Genomic DNA, 23,051 nt, shown 5'->3' with positions numbered 1-23,051 from the left:
AGGCTTGATGATGACTGCAGCAAAACCCAAAGTTACAATTATACTTGCCAACTTAGGTACGCCAGATGAACCTACGGTTCCCGCAGTTCGTCAATTCCTAAAGCAGTTTTTGTCCGATCAGCGTGTCATTGAAATTCCAAAACCTATTTGGCAAATTATTTTAAATTTGTTTGTTTTACCATTTCGTCCTAAACGCGTAGCACATGCTTATGAAATGGTGTGGAATCAAGATTCACCAATGCGTGAAATTTTAATGCAGCAAGTTGAAGCTGTGCAGAAATCACTAATTCAGCAATATCCTGAATTTGAATTGAATATTATTCCTGCGATGACCTATGGCAATCCGGGAATTGCATCGGTTTTAGAAACCTTAAGTCAAAATCCGCAAGATCACGTCATATTATTTCCATTGTTTCCACAATATTCCGCAACATCTACAGCGCCATTATTTGATGCTTTTGCAAAATGGATTCCGAAGCAACGTAATTTGCCGGGCATTTCATTCATTCGCGATTATTATCAGCATCCACTTTATATTCAGTCTTTAGCGCAAAGTGTGTGTGAGTATCAGGCTGAACATGGTAAAGCTGAAAAATTATTGATGTCATTTCACGGTATTCCGCAACCTTATGCAGATAAGGGAGACCCCTATGCAGACCGCTGTCGTTTAACAGCAAAATTAGTCGCAGAGGCTTTGGGTTTATCTGAAAATGAATGGGCGATTAGTTTCCAATCTCGCTTTGGAAAGCAAGAGTGGGTAAAACCCTATACCGATGTTTTACTTGAAGATTGGGGCAAACAAGGTGTGAAGTCTGTACAAATTATGAGTCCAGCTTTTTCAGCAGATTGCTTAGAAACCCTTGAAGAACTTGCTATTCAAAATGAAGAAGTGTTTAAAGATGCAGGAGGGGAAAGCTATGCCTATATTCCTGCATTAAATTCACGTGATGATCATTTAGAATTGCTCAATCACTTGCTTCAAGCTAATCTTGATGCATTAAAGCAAACATTAGCCCACTAATTTCCTGAGGTTTTCGCCATATGTTGCAAGTCAAAATTGTGCCTGTCACGGCATTCCAGCAAAATTGTTCCATTGTTTGGGATTCTGAAACTAAAGAAGCTGTTTTGATTGATGCAGGTGGCGATGCCGAAATATTAAAAGCTGAAGTAGAAAAACTGGGCTTAACGGTGAAAGAATTATGGCTAACGCATGGTCATTTAGATCATGCAGGTGCTGTGGGTACATTGAAAAAAGTGTGGTCTGTTCCTGTGATTGGTCCGCATAAAGAAGATGCTTTTTGGTTGGATCAAATTCAAGAAGTTTCAGCACGTTATGGTTTTCCAATTCCTGAAAAAGTAGAAGTGGATCAGTGGTTAGAAGGCACAGAAGTTTTAAAATTAGGCGAAGAGGAATTTGAAGTACGCTTTGCCCCGGGGCATACACCAGGGCATGTGATGTTCTATAACAAAAACTATAGTTTGTTATGGACGGGTGATGTGTTGTTTAAAGGCTCTATTGGACGTACAGATTTTCCACGCGGAAATCATCAACAATTGTTAGATTCTATTCAACGCGAATGCTTTAGCTTGCCAGATGAAACACAATTTATTTCAGGTCATGGTCCACTAAGTACCATTGGCTTTGAAAAACAGCACAATCCATTTGTAGCAAGTAGAGCAGGCTAATTTTATAGCCACATTTACGCCATAAAAAAAGGTCTGAATATTCAGACCTTTTTATTTGTCATTTTAAAAATTAATACTGATCTTCTTCACGACCACCATCTGCTTGTGGTGCATCTTGAGTTGGCAGTTTATAGCCTTCATTTGCCCATGCACCAAAGTCAATCAGTTTGCATCTTTCAGAACAAAATGGGCGATATGGATTATCTTCCCAAGTGGTCAATTCGCCACAACGTGAGCAGTTTAAAGTTGTAGACATTTAAAAACTCCAAATGAAAACGGATGATTCAATTAGTCAAAAGCAATTGCACTTGTTAGACTTGTGCAGATTTTTATTAGTTTGATCTGATTATGCCAATTCGTCAATTTCAAGCACAGCGTATGCATGCTCCTCGAGATTTCCAAGCCATTTCTAATGAACCTATTTGTGTAGAAATTGGTGCAGGTAAAGGAAAGCACGCGCTACTTTTTAGTGGACAAAACCCAAATAAAAAATTAATTGCGGTTGAACGTACACGTGAAAAGTTTTTGGCTATGCAAAAACAGCATGGTATTGAAGGTCAAAGCAATTTTCAGCCTGTTCATGCAGATGCTTTACCGTGGGTGGTTCATGCATTATTTCCTGCGCAAATTGAGCAATTTTTTATTTTGTACCCAAACCCAGAACCGCATAATCCTGCACAGCGCTGGTTAAATATGCCGTTCTTTGAGTTTTTAATTTCTCGCTTACAAGCGGGCGGTTCTATTACTTTAGCCAGTAATATTCCTGAATATATTGAAGAAGCACAAAAACAACTTATAGATGTATGGAAGCTTCCTTTCGTAAAAGAAGTGATTCCTGCAACATCGGCACGTACGCACTTTGAAATTAAATATTTAGAACGTGGTGAATTGTGTCAGCAACTTATTATTACCAAGCCTGAAAACTACACAACACGTTTTGATGATTTTCAACCTTTACATGGTGTGAATCAAAAAAATGCCACTGAAGTGAAAGCGGATTAAGTTTTCATGAACAAGCGCGTTGCAATTATTGGTGCGGGTCCTGCGGGACTTATGGCTGCGGAAGTGCTTAGTCAGCAAAATTACGATGTTCATGTGTATGAACAAAAGCCATCTGCTGCTCGTAAGTTTTTAATGGCAGGCAAAACAGGTTTAAATATTTCACATGCAGAACCTGTAGATGTTTTTGTACAGCGATATGATCGGGTGGAATGGTTAAGCCCTTGGGTGAAACAGTGGGATGCCAATTGGATTCAAGCGTGGATGAAAAGCTTGGGTATTGAATCTTATATTGGTACGTCAGGTCGTGTATTTCCCATTGAAATGAAAGCTGCGCCATTGCTTCGTGCTTGGTTAAAACGCCTTATGGAAGATGGTGTTAAATTGCACTATAGACATCAAGTTTTAGACTTAAAAGATGCAACTTTAAGTATTCAGAATTTAGTATCTAACCAAATTTCACAAGAAAAATTTGATGCAATTGTTCTAGCTTGTGGTGCAGTTTCTTGGTCAAAACTCGGTAGTGATGGAGCATGGCAGAAATGGTTAAATACATCTGAAATTGAAACATTTCAAGCCAGTAATGCAGGTGTGGAAATTGCGTGGTCTAAGTTCATGCAACCTGTATTTGGTGAACCATTAAAGCGTGTTGAAGCTTGGGTAAATAATGGCGATAAATCGAGTGGTGATATTGTAATTAGCCATTATGGTTTAGAAAGTGGATTGGTTTATAAACAAGGTCGAGCTTTGCGTGAGCAAGTGAAACGTGGTGAATCTATGGCATTAACTTTAGATTTATTGCCCGATCAAAGCATTGAACAACTCGCTAAAAAACTCCAGCCAAGTAAGAAACAATCATTAAGTAACATTTGGCGTAAAGCAGGTTTAGATACAGCAAAAGCAAATTTAGTACGTGAGCTTGTTGCTAAAAATATTTGGACAGAAGCGTATGCATTGGCAAAACAAGTAAAGAATTTAGTAATTCCACTAAATGGTTTTAGACCTATTGAAGAAGCGATAAGTTGTGCAGGTGGCGTGAAGCAAGAAGCATTAACTGAACACTTACAGCTTAAGTCAAATCCTGCATTATTTTTATGTGGCGAAATGTTAGATTGGGACGCACCTACAGGTGGTTACTTGCTTACAGCGTGTTTTGCGACAGGTCGAGCGGCAGGTGAAGGTGTTCATCAATATTTAAGTCAGTAAATGATTAAGTAATAAAAAAGGAATCAAATTTGATTCCTTTTTTATTGTGGGTTGTATTTAAAATTTAATGATCAAGTTGAGCTTCTATTTCAGGGTATTGAGAACGCCAATTTTCAAGTTGATCTTGCGCGTGTAAATAGCCGCCTAATCCTTTCAATTTATCTTCAGATAAGCTTTTATCATTGAGTGTTTTGTCTTTATGTTGTTCTAAAAGCTTTAATTGTTGATCCCAATAGCCTGCAATTAAACCTTGAATATAACGACCTTGTTCAGTTTTTAAATCTAAATTTTTAAGCATTTCCGATGCAGAAACTAAATTATCTTTTTTGCGTGTATATGAAAATTCAGCGGTTAAATCACCAGACTTTGAAAGCTTAATTAATTCATCTTCCATTTCATCGCTTACTTGTGTGTAGCGATAATCGTAGTCTACAAGTAAAAGAATATCGTGTTGATCATTTGGTGTTTTTTCGAAATTACGAATCGCTTCAGATGAAAGTTCTTGCATGACTTTATCTTCAGGGCTGACTTCTTCTGAATGTTCTGCATTTTTATTGCCACATGCACTTAATAAAAATGCAGAGCAAATAAGTGCAGGAAAAGCTACGCGTTTCAGAGAAATATTCATGTGAAGATCATCCTATTCTGTCGTTATTTTTTCAAAAACATAAACATGTGTGGTATATGGAAAATCGATAGGGTCTTGTGCAGATTTCCCTGTATGTTCATAAATGATTTTTTCAAATTGTGCTTTTAGTTCAAGCTGTTTGGGCTTAGGCATTGCAGCAATAAAACTGGTTGAAAGTAAGCGCTTTGAAACCACTTGTTCCACTGTACCATGATGCAAATGCGGAATTGTAGTTTCTTGATAAAGTTTGAATAAGCTTTGTTGTTGAAAGGCTTTTTGCCATAAATTGCTATGGTAGCGAGGTGTGTCGCCTTCAAAAGGTGAAATTAAATCTGCCAAGACTTTTACCCAATTTACGCCAATATCTCGCTGATTCCAAATAAGAACTAAATAGCCATTGGGTTTTAATATACGGTGAATCTCTGTTAATGTTTCAATATTGGCAAACCAATGAAATGATTGCGCGCAGGTCACTACATTTACTGTTTCTGCTTGAACAGGAATATTGTGGCTAAATGCTTGCAAGGTTTGAACATTTGGATAAGCTTGTTCTAATTGAGCCAACATTTCATCAATGGGCTCTACAGCTATAATGTGCTGTGTTATTTGTTGTAAATAAGGTAAGAATTTGCCAGTCCCAGAACCAAGGTCTAAGAGCTTGGTTTCTGAGCTAAGTTGGAGCCGATCTTGCAACCAAAGTGCTATACTTTGTGGATAACTTGGGCGAACCTGCTGATAAAGTTTAGCAGCCGAGCTGAAGCCTTTTTGTGCGGAAGAATGTAAAGATTGTGTCATATTTTGCGATACTTTATCTCTCGTGCATCTATAAAATAACATATTCACTTGTGATTACTCGCAATAGCATTGAATTGTAAACTTAATATGCAATAGACGAACTTATTGCTTGGTGTGGGAATGGACAAACAGATAATTTTTGAAGACGGACATATTCGCGCTATTTTTCTAAAAGGTTCATCAAAAGAACTGGTTTTTTCCTTTGGCGATTTAATTACGCGTGCCAAGGGTTTGTCTATTAATGCCGAAAAATCTTTAGAAAAGTTTCAATACAATGTCATTGGCGTAATGCCAAAAGAAAAATCGTGGTTTCCTGAAAGTTCTATTCGCAATATGTTAGAAGCGATCGCGGACTTTATTGCACCATTTGAAACACGTTTAGGTTATGGCGGTTCAATGGGTGGCTATGCTGCAATTAAGTATTCAAACCTTCTGAATTTAAAGCGAGTTATTGCACTTGTACCGCAGTTTTCAATAGATCCTGAAGATGTAACCGATTTACGCTACAACATGTTCTTTCATGCAGATGTAAACCAAAACATGAAAGTGCAAGCCAAAGATGTATCTGCGGAGCGTGAATACATTGTGGTGTACGACCCTTATTACGATGAAGACCGTGCACATTACGTGAAGCTTCAAGAAGTATTGCCGCAAGTTAATACCTTACATTTGCCATTTACAGGGCACGATGCTATTGCAATTTTGGCAAGTTCAGAACTGTTAAACGACTTTTTAACCCAAGAATTTGATGAAACTTATTTTTATAAAAAGATTCGTCAGGTGAAAAAGAACAGTAAATTTTATTATCGTAAAGTCATTGAAAAATCCCTAAAAGAGCATCGCGCATCTTTAGGGAAAATCCTTAAAAATAATGATTTACAGCTTGATAGTAATTTCTTTGATGCTAAACAAAAACAGCAACTTATTCGTTCATTATTAAGCAATAAGCAAGTAGATGAGCGCGATTTAAATAAACTTGGCGTGCAAATTAACATACCGCAAGAAAGCCGAAGTTTACTGCTTGATAATTACGGTCATGGCTTGGTGTTTAACGTTATTAGTCAAAAAATTGAAAGCTATGCAGAAAAAGCAATTGCGCTAAATCATAAGTTACTTATTCCAATTTATGCCAAAGGCACTGGTTTGGTTCAAATTCACTTAAATGACGAACGTTACATTGTGGCAATGAATGATCGTTTGGTGATGAAGCTATTCAAAGAGCAAGATGCTTTAGGTGTAGGCATGAGCCCACTCATTATTAAAAAGTATGAAGATTATTTTGTAGTGAGCTACAAAAACCTAAATCTTGCAAGTGATGAGTTTGGCGGTAACGAATTTATAGGAGATGTTTCTGAAACTGCAAAATTTGTATTGGAATTAGAAAGCGATTCTTAACTTACAAATATATTTTTTGAGTGTGCAATATCCATCACAGATATGAATTTCAAATACGGCTTTGGTCTAATTTTGTACTATTGCTTTATTTCTAATTCAAACTAAGATGAATTTAACGATAAAAATATCATTGGAAGATAAGAGTCGTGTTATGGCAAACAATATTCTGAATATTTCATTGTTCACGCTATTTTGTTTAACTTTTTCGAGTCCTGCATTTGCTGAAACCTCAATGTATCCTGCCTATTTCTTCTTTGGTAGCGGTATTCTTTTGGTATTGGCGCTTGCAATTTATGTCGTAAAGCAAAGTATTTTGTCTGTTAAAAACCATTGCGATAAAAAGCCTGCGAAATAGCAGGCTTTTTGATATTTGAAAGATCTTTAATTTTTATAATCACAACATTGCTTTATAAAATGGAAAAATAAAGCATTTAGAAAAGTATAAATAGATCTATTAAATATTTTAAATGGGCTTAAACTGTTTGCAATAAGCAGGGGATTTTTATCTCTTTAAGTTCTGTGAATAAAGCAAGGAATGCAGCATGAAAGCCGTGTTTTTAGATTATGTATCTTTAGATCAAAATGACTTAAATTTTAAAGATTTAGAAAATATTTTTGATGAATGGGAAATTTATCCAAGTACATCTTCAGAACAATTATTAGAACGAATTCAAAATGTTGATGTCATTATTAGCAATAAAGTTGTGGTAAATGCAGAAGCAATTCAGCAATGTCCAAATTTAAAACTCATTTTAATTTCGGCAACGGGCACAAATAATATTGATTTATTACAAGCCAAAAAACAGGGCGTAGTCGTTTGTAATTGTCAGGCTTATGGCACGTCTGCCGTGGCGCAACACACGCTTATGCTTATGCTTAATTTGGCTACATCTTTCAAGCAATATGAACGTGCTGTGCAAAATGGTGATTGGAATAAAGCATCGCAATTTTGTTTACTCGATTATCCAATTATTGAGCTTGAAGGAAAAACTTTGGGTATTTTAGGTTATGGTGAATTGGGCAAAGCAGTTGCGAAATTAGCTGAAGCTTTTGGTATGAAAATTTTAGTAGGTGCATTGCCAAATAGACCTGTGCAGGAAAATCGCATTCCGTTTAATGAATTATTGTCTCAAGTCGATTTTTTAACGTTGCATTGCCCACTTAGTACAGACACACAAAATTTAATTGATGCTAAAGCTTTTGATGCAATGAAACATAGTGCATTTTTAATTAACTGCGCGCGTGGCGGTATTGTGAATGAACAAGACTTAGCAGATGCATTAATTGCAGGAAAAATTGCAGGTGCGGCAACAGATGTACTCATGGTTGAACCACCGAAAGATGGCAATGTGTTGTTAAATTCTGAAATTCCAAATTTATTGATTACTCCGCATAGTGCTTGGGGCAGTGTGGACGCACGTCAGCGTATTGTTCAGCAAATGGTGGAAAATGTAGAAGCCTTTAAAAAAGGTCAGCCAATTCGCCAAGTGAATGCATAATTGAAAGAACAAAAAGCCCATCTTATGATGGGCTTTTTTATAGCTGTTTAATTTTAGATTTATCTAGGAATAGATGAGTCTGTATCTGTGTTGGTTGTATCTGTATTTTGTGTTGTGTTTGAAGTTACAGGTGTTTGAACTTCATTTTTCTGTACGACTGTTGCAGGTTCTATAATTTTCGGTTGTGGTGCAGGAATGCTGTCTAAAAATGTTTTTGGTTGATTGTCTGTAGATGACTGACTTAGCGAATGTTGAACAATTGGGGCTTTATCTTCAGGGTTACCAAATACACCTTCTTTGGCTTTGGTTACTGTACGGTTAATGCCATTTGCCGCTTTATCTGCGGTTTCTTCGCTAAAGTCTTTAGTATTTTCCCAAGCTTGTTCTGCTTTTGGTTTTACTTTAGCTACACCTTTTTGTACGCCATTATCAATTTTTACTGCGGTTGTATCTATTTTCTCTTTTGCTTTATGTCCTAAAACTTTAAAGATATTCGGGTTATCTCCATAAGCAGGAGATTGTTTTACAGGCTGTGCTGTTTGTACCGTTTCTGTTTGGGCAAATAGGGGGGTAGTGGCAAGAATTGCCGAAACAAATAATACTGCTTTCGATTGATTGATCACGTAGATGGATCCTCTTTTTTCTATATTGGCTATTATTCAAAAATAATCTTATCGGCTTTTTTTGAGGCAATGTGAGTTTGAGATTAAAACCATACAGGTTTGTAACATGCGGTCAACATTCAATGCTTTTATTCTACATATAAAAAAGCCTTTGCTTTAGGAATCTATTAAAACAAAGGCTTTTGGTATTGCACGATGCATTAGTCACATTGTTCTAATGCTTCTTTTGCAAAGTTGTTACGCAATGCAAGGAAGTTTTTTTGTACTTCTGGTGCGTATAGATCAAATGCTGTAGCGGTGCTTGTACCGTCTTGTGCAAATGTTGCTGTACCTGCTGAAATAAGGGTTAGACCTTTAAATGTCCATTGTTCTACAACTTTGCCTGACTCGAGTTGACCTGTGAACTCAATAACGCATTTGTCTGCGAATTTGTTGAGTTGAGCTTTGTTTTGAGTCGTTTCAGGATGTACGCCTACGTTTTCTATTTCCTGTAAAGCGCCTGCTTGAATTTGTGGAATAGTTGGGGCAGATGTACATGCAGTAAGTGCGAAACCAGCAAGTGCTGTCAAAATGATGGCATTTAGTTTCATAAGTTCCGTTTCTTTTTGAATGTAATTCATTTCAGTATAGGGAATTCGAGGAGAGTTGCCTATACTAAAATTGATGCAAATAATTTTGAATTTGTATTTTAGCTAGGCTATTGAGCTAATATCTGTTCTCTAAGTCGCTTTTCATAGTTGGATTTCATTTCGTAATAGTCATCAATCAATTCAGGTGGAAACATTTTATTGATTAATTGAATAGTTTCTTCCATAGCAGTATTTTCGACACCATTTGAATCTGCAATCATAGTGAATAGCGGATTTAAATTATTAATTATGGTAGTGCATAAGGCAGTTATGCCTGACGAATATTTTTCTATTTCTGGGTCTTTAGCCAAATCAGATAAAATTTTATTTTTGATAGGGCTTTGTTGCACAAACCTATCTGTAAAGGGTTTTTCAGCGATATAGTTTTCAAATGAAGAAGCCTACACACAAAATCTACCGCACAACCAATTGGCCCGCATATAACCGAGCACTCATGAGTCGCGGAAATATTGCCATTTGGTTTGATCCTGCTACGCAATGGTATGCGCCATCAAAAGGCAAACAAGGGCGAAATCAAACCTACTCCGACGCAGCTATCCAATGCTGCTTAATGATTAAATCCTTATTCCGTCTATCTTTACGTATAGTCACTGGCTTTGTGCAAAGTCTGATTAAACTTTGCGGATTAAATTGGATAGCTCCAGATTACACCACGCTTTGTAGAAGACAAAAGCATATTGATATTGTAATCAGCTACCAAAAAAGTAGCGATGGGCTGCATCTACTCATGGACTCTACAGGGATGAAGTTTCTAGGTGAGGGCGAATGGAAACGCAAGAAACATGGACCTGAATATCGTCGCCAATGGCGTAAACTTCATATTGGTATAGATGCTAAAACCCTACAAATACGAGCAGTTCAGCTTACAACCAATAATGTCAGTGATTCACAGGTGCTTGGTGATTTACTTAATCAGATTCCACAAGATGAGCAGATTAACTCTGTTTATACCGATGGAGCTTATGACACCAAGCAATGCCGTCAGGTCATTGCAGATCGGCAAGCGCATGCGGTGATTCCACCTAGAAAAAATGCGAAACCATGGAAAGATACAAAGAGTAGCTCGCTAGAGCGAAATGAATTACTTCGAACAATTAAACGTTTAGGCAGGACACTATGGAAAAAATGGTCAGGCTATCATCGGCGAAGTTTGGTTGAAACTAAGATGCATTGCATCAAATTATTAGGAGATAAACTCAGTGCAAGGAGTTTTGATAGCCAAGTGAATGAGATCCATGCACGTGTAGCAGTCCTTAACAGATTTACGGAATTAGGTCGACCACTTACCCAAGTTACGCCTTAAATTTGGCTCAATTAGGGGCGCTTTGCATTTCAAATCTTTGTGCAACAAAGCCTTTTGATAGAGCTACTTAGACCATTTAAGCTGAGTTCCTTAATCATATTATTGTATTCCTGAATAATCTCAGGATTTAAATATTTGTCAGGTTCCTCATTTAAATTTTGCCTAAAATCTATTAGGAATATGAAATTATTATGAAACTTCTCATGTTCCTTCCAAGTTTCTAAAGAAAAATCTTTTAAAGTAGTTTTATTGTGTTGTTCTTTCCAAATATTAAGACTTTTTATAATAATTAGAAAACCAAAGATTGTTGCTGTGGCTGAACACAAATAAATGATATCTGTTCGGATACTTGTTAGTGGTACTCCGTTTAATTTAGACACGCTAAAATAAATTGCTAACGCCAAGATTGTTAAAATAATATATTGTAATAAAGCCGATAATATATTCAAAAGATTAATCTGCAAATAAAAACCCCGCTAATTTATAGCGGGGTTTTCTTTATTTTACAAGCATTTAAGGCTTAATGCTGAAGCACCGAAATATCAGCCACTTTCGTAAACAAGTCACGTAATTGAGCAAGCATACGTAAACGGTTCGCTTTCAAGTTAGCATCATCTGCCATTACCATTACACCTTCAAAGAAAGCATCTACAGGCGCACGAAGTGCAGCTAAAGCAGAAAGGGCAGCAGTGTAGTCTTTCGCGGCAAATAACGGCTCAACCACAGGTGTAATTTTCGCAAGTTCAGCGAATAATGCTTTTTCAGCATCTTCAACCAAGTTTGCTTCAACCACAGCACCTGTTGGTGATTCTTCTTTCGCAAGAATGTTGGCAACACGTTTGTTTGCAGCAGCAAGTGCAGCAGCTTCAGGCAATGCACGGAAGTGATTCACCGCATTTACACGCTTGTCAAAATCTAAAGGAGATTTTGGCGATAATGCTTGAACTGCTTGAATTACATCTACAGCAACGCCTTGGTCTTCGTATTTCGCACGGTAACGACCTTCTAAAAATGCAACAGCATCATTTAAAGTCTTATCGTGATCTTTCAATACATTGCCATAAGCAGCCAAAGCAAGCTTGATTAAATCTTCAATAGACACATCAAGATTGTTTTCAGTTACAAGACGCAAAATACCAATTGCAGAACGACGAAGCGCAAATGGGTCTTTAGAACCTGTAGGCGCTTGACCAATACCAAAAATACCTGTGAGCGTATCTAAACGGTCAGCTAAAGCAATTGCAGTACCTGTTTTAGTTTTCGGTAAAACATCGCCTGCGAATTTAGGTAAATACTGCTCACCTAAAGCTTCTGCAACTTCATCGTTTTCGCCTTCAATACGTGCGTAGTAAGTACCCGCAATACCTTGAAGTTCAGGGAATTCACCCACAAGTTCAGACGTTAAGTCACATTTTGCAAGAAGTGCGGCTTTTTCAGCATCTTCCGCTTTTGCACCTGTAATAGGCGCAAGCGCAACAGCAAGTTTCGCAATACGTTCTGACTTATTCCAAAGCGTACCCAATTCTGCTTGGAAAACCATATTTGCAAGTTTCTCTTTACGAGAAGCAAGCGGTTGTTTTTGGTCTTGTAAGAAGAAGAATTCAGCATCCGACAAACGTGGACGAACAACTTTCTCGTTACCTTCAATAATTTGTGTCGGGTCTTTCGACTCAATATTTGACACAGTAATGAAGTAAGGTTGAAGTTTGTTGTCAGCATTTACCAAACAGAAGTACTTTTGGTTGTCCTGCATGGTCGTAATCAATGCTTCTTGAGGAACAGCAAGGAAGCGTTCTTCGAAGCTTGCACGAAGTGCAACAGGCCATTCAACTAGTGCAGTTACTTCGTCACGAAGGTCAGAAGGTACAATTGCAATTGCATTTACTTCATCAGCCAATGCTTTCACTTGACCGTCAATAATTGCCTGACGCTCTTCAAAGTTAGCAACAACGTAAGCTGCTTTTAACTTCGCTAAGTATTCCTCTGCATTTGCTAAAGTAATTGCTTCAGGTGCGTGGAAACGGTGACCATAAGTCAAGTTACCTGCTTTGTGATCTTGAATTGTTGCATCAATCACATTGTTGTCTTTAAGCAATACAACCCATTTTACAGGACGCACAAATTCGGTACGGCTTGCCGCAGAACGCATGCGTTTCGCAATTGGAAGATTATCCAACGCATTTTGTAAAATTTGTGGAAGTAAAACGTCAAGGCTTTGACCTTTTACATCTTTTAAGTAGCAAACTTTTTCAACTTTACCTGCTTGGAAAGTTGTTACTTGATCTACAGTGATCCCTTGACCACGCATGAAGCCTTCTAAAGCTTTCGTTGCATTGCCTTCAGCATCAAAAGCTGCTTGTTTTGCAGGGCCATCAAAACGTTTTTGTGTGTCTGCTTGCGCAGCATCTACATTTACAATTTTTAGTGCTAAACGACGTGGTGCTGCATATGCTTCGATTGAGTCGAATGCAAGACCGGCATCTTTTAAGCCTTTTACAGTTTCTGTTTGTAATGCATCACGTAATTTTTTTAAGCTTTTTGGGGGAAGTTCTTCACAGCCTAATTCGAACAATACTGTATGTTTAGACATTATTTGCTCTCCTTAGATTCAACTTTTGCTTCCGCTTCAACTTGCGCTTTTAATTGTGCAAGAACTTCATCACGAAGTGCAGGTTCTGCCATTGGGAAGCCAAGCTTCGCACGAGCAGCAACATAACTTTGTGCAATAGCACGAGCCAATGTACGTACACGTAAAATATAACGCTGACGTTCAGTTACAGAAATTGCACCGCGCGCATCGAGTAAGTTAAAGCTATGAGATGCCTTAATTACTTGTTCGTATGCAGGAAGTGGAAGTTCAGCTTCCATTAAGCGAGATGCTTCAGCTTCGTAGAAGTCGAACAATTCAAACATTTTTTCTACGTTTGCATATTCGAAGTTATAAGTCGATTGCTCAACTTCATTTTGATGGAATACATCGCCGTAAGTTACTGTGCCAAATTGACCTTTTGTCCAAACAAGATCGTAAACAGAATCTACACCTTGAAGGTACATTGCTAAACGTTCAAGACCGTAAGTGATTTCACCTGTTACTGGGTAGCATTCAACACCGCCCACTTGTTGGAAGTAAGTAAATTGAGTCACTTCCATACCGTTTAGCCAAACTTCCCAACCTAAGCCCCAAGCGCCTAAAGTTGGAGATTCCCAGTTATCTTCTACAAAACGAATGTCATGAACTAAAGGATCAATACCAATTGCTTTTAAAGAGTCTAAATAAAGCTGTTGGATGTTGTCTGGGTTTGGCTTAAGCACTACTTGGAATTGGTAGTAGTGTTGTAGGCGGTTTGGGTTTTCACCATAACGACCATCTTTAGGACGACGTGAAGGCTGAACGTAAGCAGCATTCCAAGTTTCAGGGCCTAAAGCACGTAAGAAAGTAGCTGTGTGGAATGTGCCTGCGCCCATTTCCATATCGTAAGGTTGTAAAATTACACAGCCTTGTTCAGCCCAGTAGTTTTGTAAGGCAAGAATTAAGCCTTGGAAAGTATCAATATGCGATATGGCGCGACTCATGGTCATCCACTTAAAATTAGAGAAGAATTGCCCTCAATTATAAGGATTTTGCAGGAGAGTGGCAAAGGTTATGAATAAAAGGACGAATGTTTAAACAATTTATTTCAAGACTGAATTTATAGCAAAAAAGATGGTGTTGAAATTCAGTTTAAACAATAACCATAAGATATAAAATGAATACATCTTAAAGCTTTGATAGTTTTATACTGTTGCAAATCATAAAAATGAATATGTAGGCAGAATATGCTTCAAAATCAAGCCAACTGGTTAAATACGCTAAAGCCTAATTTCAAAATATTAACTTTAAAAGACCGTTTGATTTGTGCAGTTGGCGCGTTGCTTGGACTGGGATTGTCCTCGTTGATCAGTTGGATTGCGCTAAATGGTTTTAATGCTTGGTATATCGCACCCATGGGAGCATCTGCGGTTTTATTATTTGCAGTTGCTGCGAGTCCTTTGGCTCAACCTTGGAATGTGGTGGTTGGGAATACAATAGCAGGCATAATTGGCGTAAGTTGCGCTTTATGGATTCCTAATTTAACAATTGCTTTTAGTGTTGCTGTTGCATTGTCTATTTTTCTTATGATGACAACAGACTCATTACATCCACCAAGTGGTGCTGTCGCTATTACCGCGGTATTAGGTGGGGGAGAGGTGCATAATTTAGGTTATGCTTTTGTTTTATATCCTGTTTTATTGAATTCTATTTTACTGTTGATCATTGCAGTTATATTTAATAGATTTATGGGAAAACAATATCCACAGAAAGCTCAAATCAATACACGATCGGCAGACCCTACAGCTTTGCAGAAGGTATCTGTTCAGCCAAAAGATATTCAGCAAGTATTAGCAAAACAAACTGAACTTCTTGATATTAGTGAATATGATTTACAACATATTATTTTAGAAGCCCAGTATTTAGCAGACGCTAGAAAGCCTGAAACATATACCTGTGGTGACATCATGACTAAAGATGTTATTTGCTTATATGAAAATGATGAAGTTAAAGATGTTTTAGCAAAATTTAAACAAATAAATTTGATGAGTTTACCCGTTGTGAATACGCAAAATATTTTGATTGGAACTTTGGCTTTATATGATGTGATGGAGTGCTTTAATCGCGAACCTGATATGAAGTTTGCGTGGGGGAATCAGGTACAAGATATTATGAATAAAAAAGTCATTACAGTTAAGCCTGATCAATCTATTCAAACACTTATTCCATATTTTGTGGAGCGTTCTTTTAACTACATTCCTGTTGTTGAAAATAAAAAGCTTATAGGGATTATTAGTCGAGCCGATATGATTGCTGTTTTAAATCAGCAACTTCGGGAAAGTGGAAAATAGTAGGCAAAAAAAAGCTACGATATCTTGGGGAAAATATCGTAGCGACCACAAGGTCAAAAGTTTAGGCTCGGTCATCATTTACAGTACGCATAGGTGTTTCATAACCAGATGTATACTGTAATTCAATTTGCTTTTTAGGCATTAAGAACCAAAGAATTAAATAAACCAAAATACCTGGAAATGCTGCGCTCATAATTGAAACGACAATAAAAATAATGCGAAGTAAATTTGCATTCCAACCAAAACGTTCAGCAATACCACCCATTACACCAGCAATCATTGATGAGCGGTTAGAGCGATATAAACCAACATTGGTCATCTAGTTCTCCTTAAAATTAGAACAATCAGTAAGTTGTATATAAAATATGGAGCTATATTTATAAATTTAAAGTCTTTATAGAAACTAAATCGTTAAAATGTGTAACTGCTTATATCTGTGTATTCTATATCACCCTAAAATAACCATTAATATGAGACAGTGTAGTAAACGTTTCATTATTAAGTGATTTGTGTAATTATTTAAATAAAGTTTCTGGCTTCATATTATATGAAAGGTGAATTCATGTTGAATCGCATGATATATCAGAATTGCATTTTTTCTCTTTTAGCTTTAGGGATGGTAGCTTGTAATCAAGAGCAATTTAGCGAAATTTCAGCTGATGAAAATGCAACCTTTCAAACAGCAAGTAAAGATGATTACGAGCCAGTAACAGGGAAAAAATTGACAGATGTTGCAGGGCAAACCGCAGTACCTATTGAAGAAGAGGGTTTAAGTGTATCTGTTTCAGACAATGCGCTTCCTTATGTTGGACGCTATCATGTTGTTGTCGATTGCAAAGACCCAATAGTTTACTGTGAAAAAGGAACAGCAGATTTTATTTTAAATTTATTACCCGATGGTACAGCGCATAGAACAATTATTCACGCGGGTTCTATTACCTTTGCATCTGAGCATCAGTATCGTCAAGATCACTGGAAATATGATGATATAAATCATCAAATTATTCTACTTCGTATGAGTGGTGTAGAATTTTTTTACGATATAGATAAAGATAAAAATTTAATTATGAACTTAGATAAAATTGCGAATGAAAGTGAAGTGAATAAAAAGTTCTTTCAAGATGGACATCCATTTCCGCATGAAGCTTATGTTATAAAGCGAGAAACATAATTTTGAAAAAGTCCTTTAATGGGGCTTTTTTTATATCTAATAAAATATGTGGTGAGTAGATAAGGTAATGGCTTTTAGTTGCTATGCTTAAAGTTTAAAAGTTATTTAAATAATGTATTAAAAAACAATAGAGATACTAAAGAATATTATTCCGAGTGTAGAGAATTAAAAAATGGAAAATTTGAGATGTATTTTAATTTGAAAAAGCTAAGTTTTGATTCTTTGGCGGATTAAGAATGAGGAGCTTTGAAGATGAATGGTGGGTCGTCCGCGACTCGAACGCGGGACCAATAGATTAAAAGTCTACTGCTCTACCAACTGAGCTAACGACCCATTCAAAGGTTTTGTATCAAATTAGATTTGATGGTTTCTAAAACAGAAGTTTTAGAATGATGGTGGGTCGTCCGCGACTCGAACGCGGGACCAATAGATTAAAAGTCTACTGCTCTACCAACTGAGCTAACGACCCATCAGGGGTGTCAAAAGAAATGGTGGGTCGTCCGCGACTCGAACGCGGGACCAATAGATTAAAAGTCTACTGCTCTACCAACTGAGCTAACGACCCTGAACCAGCACTCAAGCGTTGCTTGAATGTGTAGTGCAAGAAAACTTAGAAAGTTTTTAAACACCACTTCGTTTGATGGAGCGTATTGTAGCAAGTTATGAAATGAGCGCAAGTAAAAAATTATAAAGTTGCCTGTGATTGATTATAAATAAAACAAAAATACATCATATAATCAAAAAACAGGCAATTTTTGTCTTTAAAATCTATATTTATAGCTTTCAATGTCATTATAAATTTCAGTTGTAAGTTCACAATATTCATTGCAACCTGGTAAAAGAACAAAAATCTTCTCATTCGTTTGATGGATGTTGAAGCCTTGTTCTTTTAACTTACTTTTTTGATATTTGAATGTACCTGTTGTTTCTACAGTATCTTGAATACGTAAAAATACTGGAATTGCGTAAGCTGGCAATGATTTTTTAAATTCCGTCAACATATCGCATAAATCTTGTTCATTTAATTGAGCACCATCATGCAAAGTAATGGCTGCCATGCCTGCACGACCATTCGTATTTGGAATTTCTACGCCATATACAACAGCTTCGGTAATTTTTTCATAGTCCGAAACAATGTTTTCAACTTGGGTTGTAGAGACATTTTCACCTTTCCAACGGAAAGTATCACCTAAACGATCTACAAATTGAGCATGCCTAAAGCCAATATCACGTACTAAATCGCCTGTATTGAAGTAAGCATCGTCTTTTTTCAATACATTTGTCATGACGACGGCTTTATTTTTTTCAGGATCTGTATAGCCATCAAAAGGTGAGCGACGTGTGATTTTTCCTACAAGTAAGCCAACTTCACCTTTTTTAACTTTTATACACCAACCATTTTTGTCACGAACAGGTTCATTATTTTCTTTATCGTATTGAATAACTGCATAGGGTGTAGGGGAGAATCCAACTGTATTGTCAAAGTTGAAAACATTGCTAAAACCTACATTTCCTTCGCTAGATGCGTAAAGTTCAAGAACTTCTTCAATACCAAAGCGTGCTTTGAATTTATCCCAAATATTTGGGCGCATGCCGTTACCAATCATTTTGGTAACACGGTGACCTTTTTCTAATTCAGACTCAGGTGCATCCATTAAGTAACGGCAAAGTTCACCTACATAACCAATGGCAGAGGCATCAAATTTTTGTACATCTTTCCAAAATGAAGATGTTGAATATTTGCGTCTAATTGCAAGCGTTGCGCTACTTGCAATAACGCCACACCAACACACAACAATACCTGTTGCATGGTAAAGCGGAAGGGTGCAATACATTACATCATCAGCTTTGAAATCAATTACATGACCATAGGTGCCATACGCCAAAGTCCAACGGCTATTGGTGAAAATAACCGCTTTGGGTAGACCTGTAGTACCCGATGTATAAATGTAGAATAATCCATCCTTACCTTGAACGGAGTGAGTCGTAGGTGTGTTAAATGTTGGGAAGCTAGCAATTTCATGCGCCAAATTCACAAAACCTGTTGGGGCTTCACCTGCATCTTTTAAAGTTTCTTTGTCTGCAAACCAGTGAAAGCGATTTTCAGCAATTTCTAGGTCATGACGAATTTCATCTACAGCAGTACAACATTCTTCACCCGAAATTACAGCAATTGGTTTTACCAAATTAATGCTATGTGCAAGAACTTTGCCTACTTGAGATGTATTTACAAGGGCAATAGTAACGCCAATTTTTGCTAAGCCGAGAACTGTTGCTAGCATTTCAGGGCGGTTTTCCATCATAAGTGCAACAACATCACCTTTGTTTGCACCAATAGATAAGTAATAGTGAGCAATTTGGTTTGCCCAATTATTTAATTCTTGATATGAAAATGCTTGATCTTGATATCTTAAAGCACAGCCTTGAGGGTTGCGTTTAACTGCGCTTTCAAATGCGATACCTAGACCCGCAGGAGAGTTTGAAGTACGTAAATAAGCTTGCTTAAGGCCAGTCACTAAATGAGGTAACTTACTCATGAATTTAGGAATTTTTGCTGCAACTTCTTTAAAACCAATGAGATCGCTTTGTGAATTATGGCTCATAAGAATCCTATTATTTTCGTAAATCAGTATCATCATTATTTGTTTATGATGAATTTCAATAAATTACTACACTTGTCTTTTAATCGTTTCTGACTAGTGCAATCAACCTAAATTGACAAAATTACCAAAAAAAAACCAGTCACCGAAATGACTGGAATTTTTTTACCTACAACAAGTCAATTATGACTCTGGTGTAGTGTCTACTTTTTTCGGTGGACGACCGCGAGGACGACGAGGTCTTGCAGGCTTGTCTTTCGTTGAAGTTGCAGAATCTTCAGCAGATTGATCTTCTGTAGTTTCAGTTGCTTGAGCAACTTCGCTTACAGTTTCTTCTACTGATTCTGTAGTTGTTTCAATCGGAGCTTCAACAGCAGGCTCAACTGTTTCTACAGCCTCAACAATTTCTGCAACAGGTGCTGTAACTGCTTCTTCAACAACAGGTGTTGCTTCTTCAGCTTGTTGTGCTTTATCTGCTTCAATGTGAGCTTGTTTAGCTTGCTCATGCGCTTGTTCGGCAGCAAGTTTTGCTAAACGACGACGCTCACGCGGATCATTTGCAACACGATTGTCTGAAACAGGTTTTGGTGGCGTAAGGTCAAGTACAGGAGCTGGTTCTGCTTCTGGAGTTGCTTTACTTACTTCAACATCGCGTGTTACAGGCTTTTTCTCGGCAGCAGGTGCTGCGTTTTGAGATGCTAAGCTTGCAGCATATTCACTAGTGAATTTTGCCAATGCACGATTGAACGTTGGAATTAATCCAAATTGTTCAATAAGAACAGAGCAGTCATCGCCGTATACATGGCGGATTAAAGAATCCACTGTGTAATTTGAAAGCGTAGGAACTTGAGTTGGTTTTAACTCAGGAACTTGTGCTTGTTCGTTACGTTGACGACGATTTTGACGAGGGTCATTACTTGCACGTTTTACTGGTTGCTGCGCTTGTTTGTTCGCATAATCAGCTTTTTTGTGTGCATGAGGTTTTTTCTCGGCAACTTCTTTTTGTACAGGTGCTGGTTTTGTTTCTTCAACAATTGCAGCTTCTACAGGTGTAACAACAGCAGCAGTTTGAGGTTGGCTTAAAGCAATAATTTCACTTTGAGCTTGATCAACATTCACAACTAAAGCAGTTGGCATCACTTCTTGTTGAGGGATATCAATCATTTCAACTTTAACGTGATTTTGATCGATAGTAGCTTCAACAACAGGAGTGACTGGTGCAGTTGCTTGTTCGTTCAATACGCTTGGATCGCGGTGGCGATTTGGACGGTTTGGACGCTGTTGGTTATTGCGGTCACGACGTGGAACAGCAGCTTGTTGTTCATTGTTTAGAACTTCATTTTGCTGTTGTTGATCATTATTGTTGTGATGACGACGAGAATTACGTTTGTTTTCACGTGCATCTTGGCGTTGTTCTTGACGAGATACTTGTACAATTTCTTCATGTACTTGGTGTTGTACATTGTCTTGTTGTACTTGTTCGCGCGGTTCTTTGTGCTTGTTATTGCGTGGCTTCTTGTTGTTGTTTGGACGTTGAGTCTTCTCATCGCGCTCTAAAGGTTTGTCCATTAGATCGCGTTGTTCAGACTTGTTCGCAACACTTGAAGGCGCCAAATAAGCATTATTTGCTTGCGCAACAGGAGCACGTTGTTGGGTTGGGGCTTGAACTTGGTTATTTACTTGACCAAATTGACCACGACTTACAGCACCACCATTTACCATTTGTTCAATTGCAGATGCAGCATTGTTTGCTGTGCGAGATTGATCAATTGTTGTTGCTTGCTTTTGAACAAACAAGTTTTCTAACCAAGCACAAGGGCTTGTAGATGCTTGAGCGGGAGCAGCTTTTACTTGCTGTTGCTGAACTTGTTGTTGGTTCGCATGTTGCGGACGACGCTTTTGATTTGGATTTTGGTTTTTATGAGCATTTTGCTGTGCAGGAGCAGGAGCTGCTGCATGAGTGTGTTGCTCTTCTTCTAAATGCCACTCTGAAGATTCATAACCCAATTCTTTTTCGCTATTACGAGTCGCTTCAGTACGTTCGTAGCTTGTTGGCGCAAAGCCTTCAGGGTTAAATGAAATTTCGTAATGTGGTGTTTCTAAATGCGGGTGAGGCAATACAGTTACACGTACATTAGAAGTTTGTTCTAAGTAAACAAGGCTGTGACGTTTTTCATTGAGCATGAATGCTGCAATTTCAACAGGAACTTGAACTTGAACTTCACCTTGGCGTTCACGAAGTGCAATTTCTTCCACTTTACGCATAATAGAAAGCGAAAGTGAACGAAGGTCACGAACCATACCTGTACCATGACAGCGAGGGCATACATAACCAGTTGCTTCTTCTAAAGATGGACGTAAGCGTTGACGGCTCATTTCCATTAAACCAAAGCGAGATAATTGACCAAACTGAATACGGGCACGGTCACTTTGAGTTGCTTCACGAAGTTTCGCTTCAACCATACGTTGGTTGCGGTCTTTCGTCATATCGATGAAGTCGATTACAACTAAACCACCAATATCACGTAAACGTAATTGGCGAGCAATTTCTTCAGCAGCTTCTAAGTTTGTATTTAAAGCTGTTTCTTCTACGTCATGTCCGCGAGTTGATTTTGCAGAGTTAATATCTACAGAAACTAAAGCTTCTGTTTGATCAATAACGATAGAACCACCTGAAGGAAGTTTAACTTCACGCTCATAAGCAGTTTGAATTTGGCTTTCAATACCAAAATGAGCAAATAAAGGCTCATTTAATGTATATGTTTTTAGTTTGTCTAATTGACGTGGCATTACCGCTTTTACGAAGTTATATGCTTCGTTATATGCTTGCTCAGAATCAATTAAAATTTCAGCAACATCATCACGTAAGTAATCACGAATAGCGCGTGTAACAACACCTGCTTCTTGGTGAACTAACATTGGAGATGGACCTGAGTTGGCAGTAGTTTGGATTTGAGCCCAAAGATCTAACAAATGTTGAAGGTCTAGTTGTAATTCTTCTTTAGAGCGACCAATACCCGCTGTACGAACAATAACGCTCATACCACGTGGAGTATTTAATGACGCTAACATTTCTTTGAGTTCTTCACGAACTGAACCAGAAATTTGACGACTAATACCGCCACCTTTAGGGTTGTTTGGCATAAGTACCAAATAACGACCAGCAAGTGAGATAAAAGTAGAAAGCGCAGCACCTTTGTTACCACGTTCTTCTTTTTCTACTTGAACTAAAAGTTCAGTACCTTCAGTAATAAGTTCACGAATATTAGAAGTTTGTCGAGGGTCTGCCTTGTAGTATGAGTTTGCAATTTCGCGCATAGACAAGAAGCCTTGACGACCTGCACCATACTCTACAAATACAGCTTCTAAAGAAGGTTCAACGCGAGTCACGTGACCTTTATAGATGTTTGATTTTTTTTGTTCGCGTGTACGATTCTCTAAGTCGAAATCGTAAAGACGCTGTCCAGTGACAAGTGCAACGCGAATTTCTTCGGCATGTGTTGCATTAATCAACATACGTTTCATGGGTGTAACACCTTATAGTGATACACAGCAAAGCATCGCTAGGTCACGTAG

The 23,051-nt window shown here is 37.8% G+C and carries 22 protein-coding genes and 3 tRNA genes; 10 read left to right on the top strand and 15 right to left on the bottom strand.

Features of this window, described 5'->3' with window-relative positions; all coding sequences use genetic code 11:
- The first annotated feature begins 7 nt into the window (after positions 1 to 7).
- On the top strand, positions 8 to 1,021 hold the full coding sequence (hemH, locus tag MZO21_RS10990; RefSeq protein ID WP_154772047.1) for a ferrochelatase: 1,014 nt from the start codon (positions 8 to 10) through the stop codon (positions 1,019 to 1,021).
- A 20-nt stretch (positions 1,022 to 1,041) separates the two neighbouring features.
- Positions 1,042 to 1,686, top strand: coding sequence for an MBL fold metallo-hydrolase (locus MZO21_RS10985; protein WP_248101898.1), 645 nt, complete (start codon positions 1,042 to 1,044; stop codon positions 1,684 to 1,686).
- 70 nt (positions 1,687 to 1,756) lie between these two features.
- Here the strand turns inward: MZO21_RS10985 and MZO21_RS10980 are convergent, their stop codons facing one another.
- Entirely contained in the window at positions 1,757 to 1,942 is a 186-nt protein-coding gene (locus tag MZO21_RS10980) for a DNA gyrase inhibitor YacG (RefSeq protein WP_154772049.1), read from the bottom strand.
- Positions 1,943 to 2,028: 86 nt separating this feature from the next.
- On the opposite strand from MZO21_RS10980, the gene MZO21_RS10975 reads away from it, so the two are divergent.
- Together MZO21_RS10975 and MZO21_RS10970 are read left to right on the top strand one after the other, a co-directional pair.
- A complete protein-coding gene (locus MZO21_RS10975) occupies positions 2,029 to 2,688 on the top strand; it encodes an SAM-dependent methyltransferase (protein WP_171501204.1) in 660 nt (219 codons plus the stop codon).
- Positions 2,689 to 2,694: 6 nt separating this feature from the next.
- Complete coding sequence (locus MZO21_RS10970; RefSeq protein ID WP_154772051.1) at positions 2,695 to 3,891, top strand: TIGR03862 family flavoprotein; 1,197 nt, start codon at positions 2,695 to 2,697, stop codon at positions 3,889 to 3,891.
- Positions 3,892 to 3,955: 64 nt separating this feature from the next.
- Here the strand turns inward: MZO21_RS10970 and MZO21_RS10965 are convergent, their stop codons facing one another.
- Entirely contained in the window at positions 3,956 to 4,519 is a 564-nt protein-coding gene (locus MZO21_RS10965) for a hypothetical protein (RefSeq protein WP_154772052.1), read from the bottom strand.
- A 12-nt stretch (positions 4,520 to 4,531) separates the two neighbouring features.
- Complete coding sequence (locus MZO21_RS10960; RefSeq protein ID WP_154772067.1) at positions 4,532 to 5,356, bottom strand: class I SAM-dependent methyltransferase; 825 nt, start codon at positions 5,354 to 5,356, stop codon at positions 4,532 to 4,534.
- Between the two features lie 78 nt (positions 5,357 to 5,434).
- Between MZO21_RS10960 and MZO21_RS10955 the strand changes: the two genes are divergently transcribed.
- The 3 genes from MZO21_RS10955 (at position 5,435) to MZO21_RS10945 (ending at position 8,208) form a co-directional block, all read left to right on the top strand.
- Positions 5,435 to 6,709: a hypothetical protein gene (locus tag MZO21_RS10955; RefSeq protein WP_154772053.1), complete on the top strand. Its 1,275-nt coding sequence runs from the start codon at positions 5,435 to 5,437 to the stop codon at positions 6,707 to 6,709.
- Positions 6,710 to 6,860: 151 nt separating this feature from the next.
- Entirely contained in the window at positions 6,861 to 7,064 is a 204-nt protein-coding gene (locus MZO21_RS10950; RefSeq protein ID WP_154772054.1) for a hypothetical protein, read from the top strand.
- Between the two features lie 187 nt (positions 7,065 to 7,251).
- Entirely contained in the window at positions 7,252 to 8,208 is a 957-nt protein-coding gene (locus tag MZO21_RS10945; RefSeq protein ID WP_248101892.1) for a 2-hydroxyacid dehydrogenase, read from the top strand.
- A gap of 59 nt (positions 8,209 to 8,267) precedes the next feature.
- Here MZO21_RS10945 and MZO21_RS10940 read toward each other — a convergent pair whose 3' ends face one another.
- The 3 genes from MZO21_RS10940 to MZO21_RS10930 all read right to left on the bottom strand — a co-directional run bounded on the left by MZO21_RS10940 (position 8,268) and on the right by MZO21_RS10930 (position 9,810).
- On the bottom strand, positions 8,268 to 8,831 hold the full coding sequence (locus MZO21_RS10940; RefSeq protein ID WP_248101889.1) for a hypothetical protein: 564 nt from the start codon (positions 8,829 to 8,831) through the stop codon (positions 8,268 to 8,270).
- 200 nt (positions 8,832 to 9,031) lie between these two features.
- Positions 9,032 to 9,421, bottom strand: a complete 390-nt coding sequence (locus tag MZO21_RS10935) for a hypothetical protein (RefSeq protein ID WP_154772057.1) — start codon at positions 9,419 to 9,421, stop codon at positions 9,032 to 9,034.
- A gap of 107 nt (positions 9,422 to 9,528) precedes the next feature.
- Positions 9,529 to 9,810 (bottom strand): hypothetical protein, encoded by a 282-nt coding sequence (locus tag MZO21_RS10930; protein WP_154772058.1) that lies wholly within the window; start codon positions 9,808 to 9,810, stop codon positions 9,529 to 9,531.
- Between the two features lie 41 nt (positions 9,811 to 9,851).
- On the opposite strand from MZO21_RS10930, the gene MZO21_RS10925 reads away from it, so the two are divergent.
- Complete coding sequence (locus MZO21_RS10925) at positions 9,852 to 10,784, top strand: IS5-like element ISAba12 family transposase (protein ID WP_248129638.1); 933 nt, start codon at positions 9,852 to 9,854, stop codon at positions 10,782 to 10,784.
- A 29-nt stretch (positions 10,785 to 10,813) separates the two neighbouring features.
- Here MZO21_RS10925 and MZO21_RS10920 read toward each other — a convergent pair whose 3' ends face one another.
- From MZO21_RS10920 to glyQ, 3 genes are all read right to left on the bottom strand, one after another.
- Complete coding sequence (locus tag MZO21_RS10920; RefSeq protein WP_248129637.1) at positions 10,814 to 11,233, bottom strand: hypothetical protein; 420 nt, start codon at positions 11,231 to 11,233, stop codon at positions 10,814 to 10,816.
- Between the two features lie 71 nt (positions 11,234 to 11,304).
- Complete coding sequence (glyS, locus tag MZO21_RS10915) at positions 11,305 to 13,374, bottom strand: glycine--tRNA ligase subunit beta (protein ID WP_248101932.1); 2,070 nt, start codon at positions 13,372 to 13,374, stop codon at positions 11,305 to 11,307.
- Positions 13,374 to 14,357 (bottom strand): glycine--tRNA ligase subunit alpha, encoded by a 984-nt coding sequence (gene glyQ, locus MZO21_RS10910; RefSeq protein WP_154771801.1) that lies wholly within the window; start codon positions 14,355 to 14,357, stop codon positions 13,374 to 13,376. Before glyQ ends, glyS begins: the two co-directional genes overlap by 1 nt.
- A gap of 243 nt (positions 14,358 to 14,600) precedes the next feature.
- On the opposite strand from glyQ, the gene MZO21_RS10905 reads away from it, so the two are divergent.
- Entirely contained in the window at positions 14,601 to 15,704 is a 1,104-nt protein-coding gene (locus MZO21_RS10905) for an HPP family protein (RefSeq protein ID WP_154771800.1), read from the top strand.
- A 61-nt stretch (positions 15,705 to 15,765) separates the two neighbouring features.
- On the opposite strand, the gene MZO21_RS10900 is transcribed toward MZO21_RS10905, so the two are convergent.
- Entirely contained in the window at positions 15,766 to 16,023 is a 258-nt protein-coding gene (locus MZO21_RS10900; protein ID WP_154771799.1) for a PspC domain-containing protein, read from the bottom strand.
- A gap of 243 nt (positions 16,024 to 16,266) precedes the next feature.
- Between MZO21_RS10900 and MZO21_RS10895 the strand changes: the two genes are divergently transcribed.
- On the top strand, positions 16,267 to 16,875 hold the full coding sequence (locus MZO21_RS10895) for a hypothetical protein (RefSeq protein WP_154771798.1): 609 nt from the start codon (positions 16,267 to 16,269) through the stop codon (positions 16,873 to 16,875).
- Positions 16,876 to 17,132: 257 nt separating this feature from the next.
- Here MZO21_RS10895 and MZO21_RS10890 read toward each other — a convergent pair.
- The 5 genes from MZO21_RS10890 to MZO21_RS10870 all read right to left on the bottom strand — a co-directional run bounded on the left by MZO21_RS10890 (position 17,133) and on the right by MZO21_RS10870 (position 23,000).
- Positions 17,133 to 17,208, bottom strand: a tRNA-Lys gene (locus tag MZO21_RS10890).
- 60 nt (positions 17,209 to 17,268) lie between these two features.
- A tRNA-Lys gene (locus MZO21_RS10885) sits at positions 17,269 to 17,344 on the bottom strand.
- Between the two features lie 20 nt (positions 17,345 to 17,364).
- A tRNA-Lys gene (locus MZO21_RS10880) sits at positions 17,365 to 17,440 on the bottom strand.
- A gap of 196 nt (positions 17,441 to 17,636) precedes the next feature.
- Complete coding sequence (locus MZO21_RS10875) at positions 17,637 to 19,478, bottom strand: long-chain-acyl-CoA synthetase (RefSeq protein ID WP_154771797.1); 1,842 nt, start codon at positions 19,476 to 19,478, stop codon at positions 17,637 to 17,639.
- Between the two features lie 180 nt (positions 19,479 to 19,658).
- Positions 19,659 to 23,000 (bottom strand): Rne/Rng family ribonuclease, encoded by a 3,342-nt coding sequence (locus MZO21_RS10870; protein ID WP_248101935.1) that lies wholly within the window; start codon positions 22,998 to 23,000, stop codon positions 19,659 to 19,661.
- Between the last annotated feature and the right edge of the window lie 51 nt (positions 23,001 to 23,051).

This window comes from Acinetobacter portensis (assembly GCF_023158935.1).
Lineage (GTDB): Bacteria > Pseudomonadota > Gammaproteobacteria > Pseudomonadales > Moraxellaceae > Acinetobacter > Acinetobacter faecalis.
The sequence above is the reverse complement of the archived record's forward strand: the minus strand, read 5'-3'. Positions and strand labels throughout refer to the sequence as shown.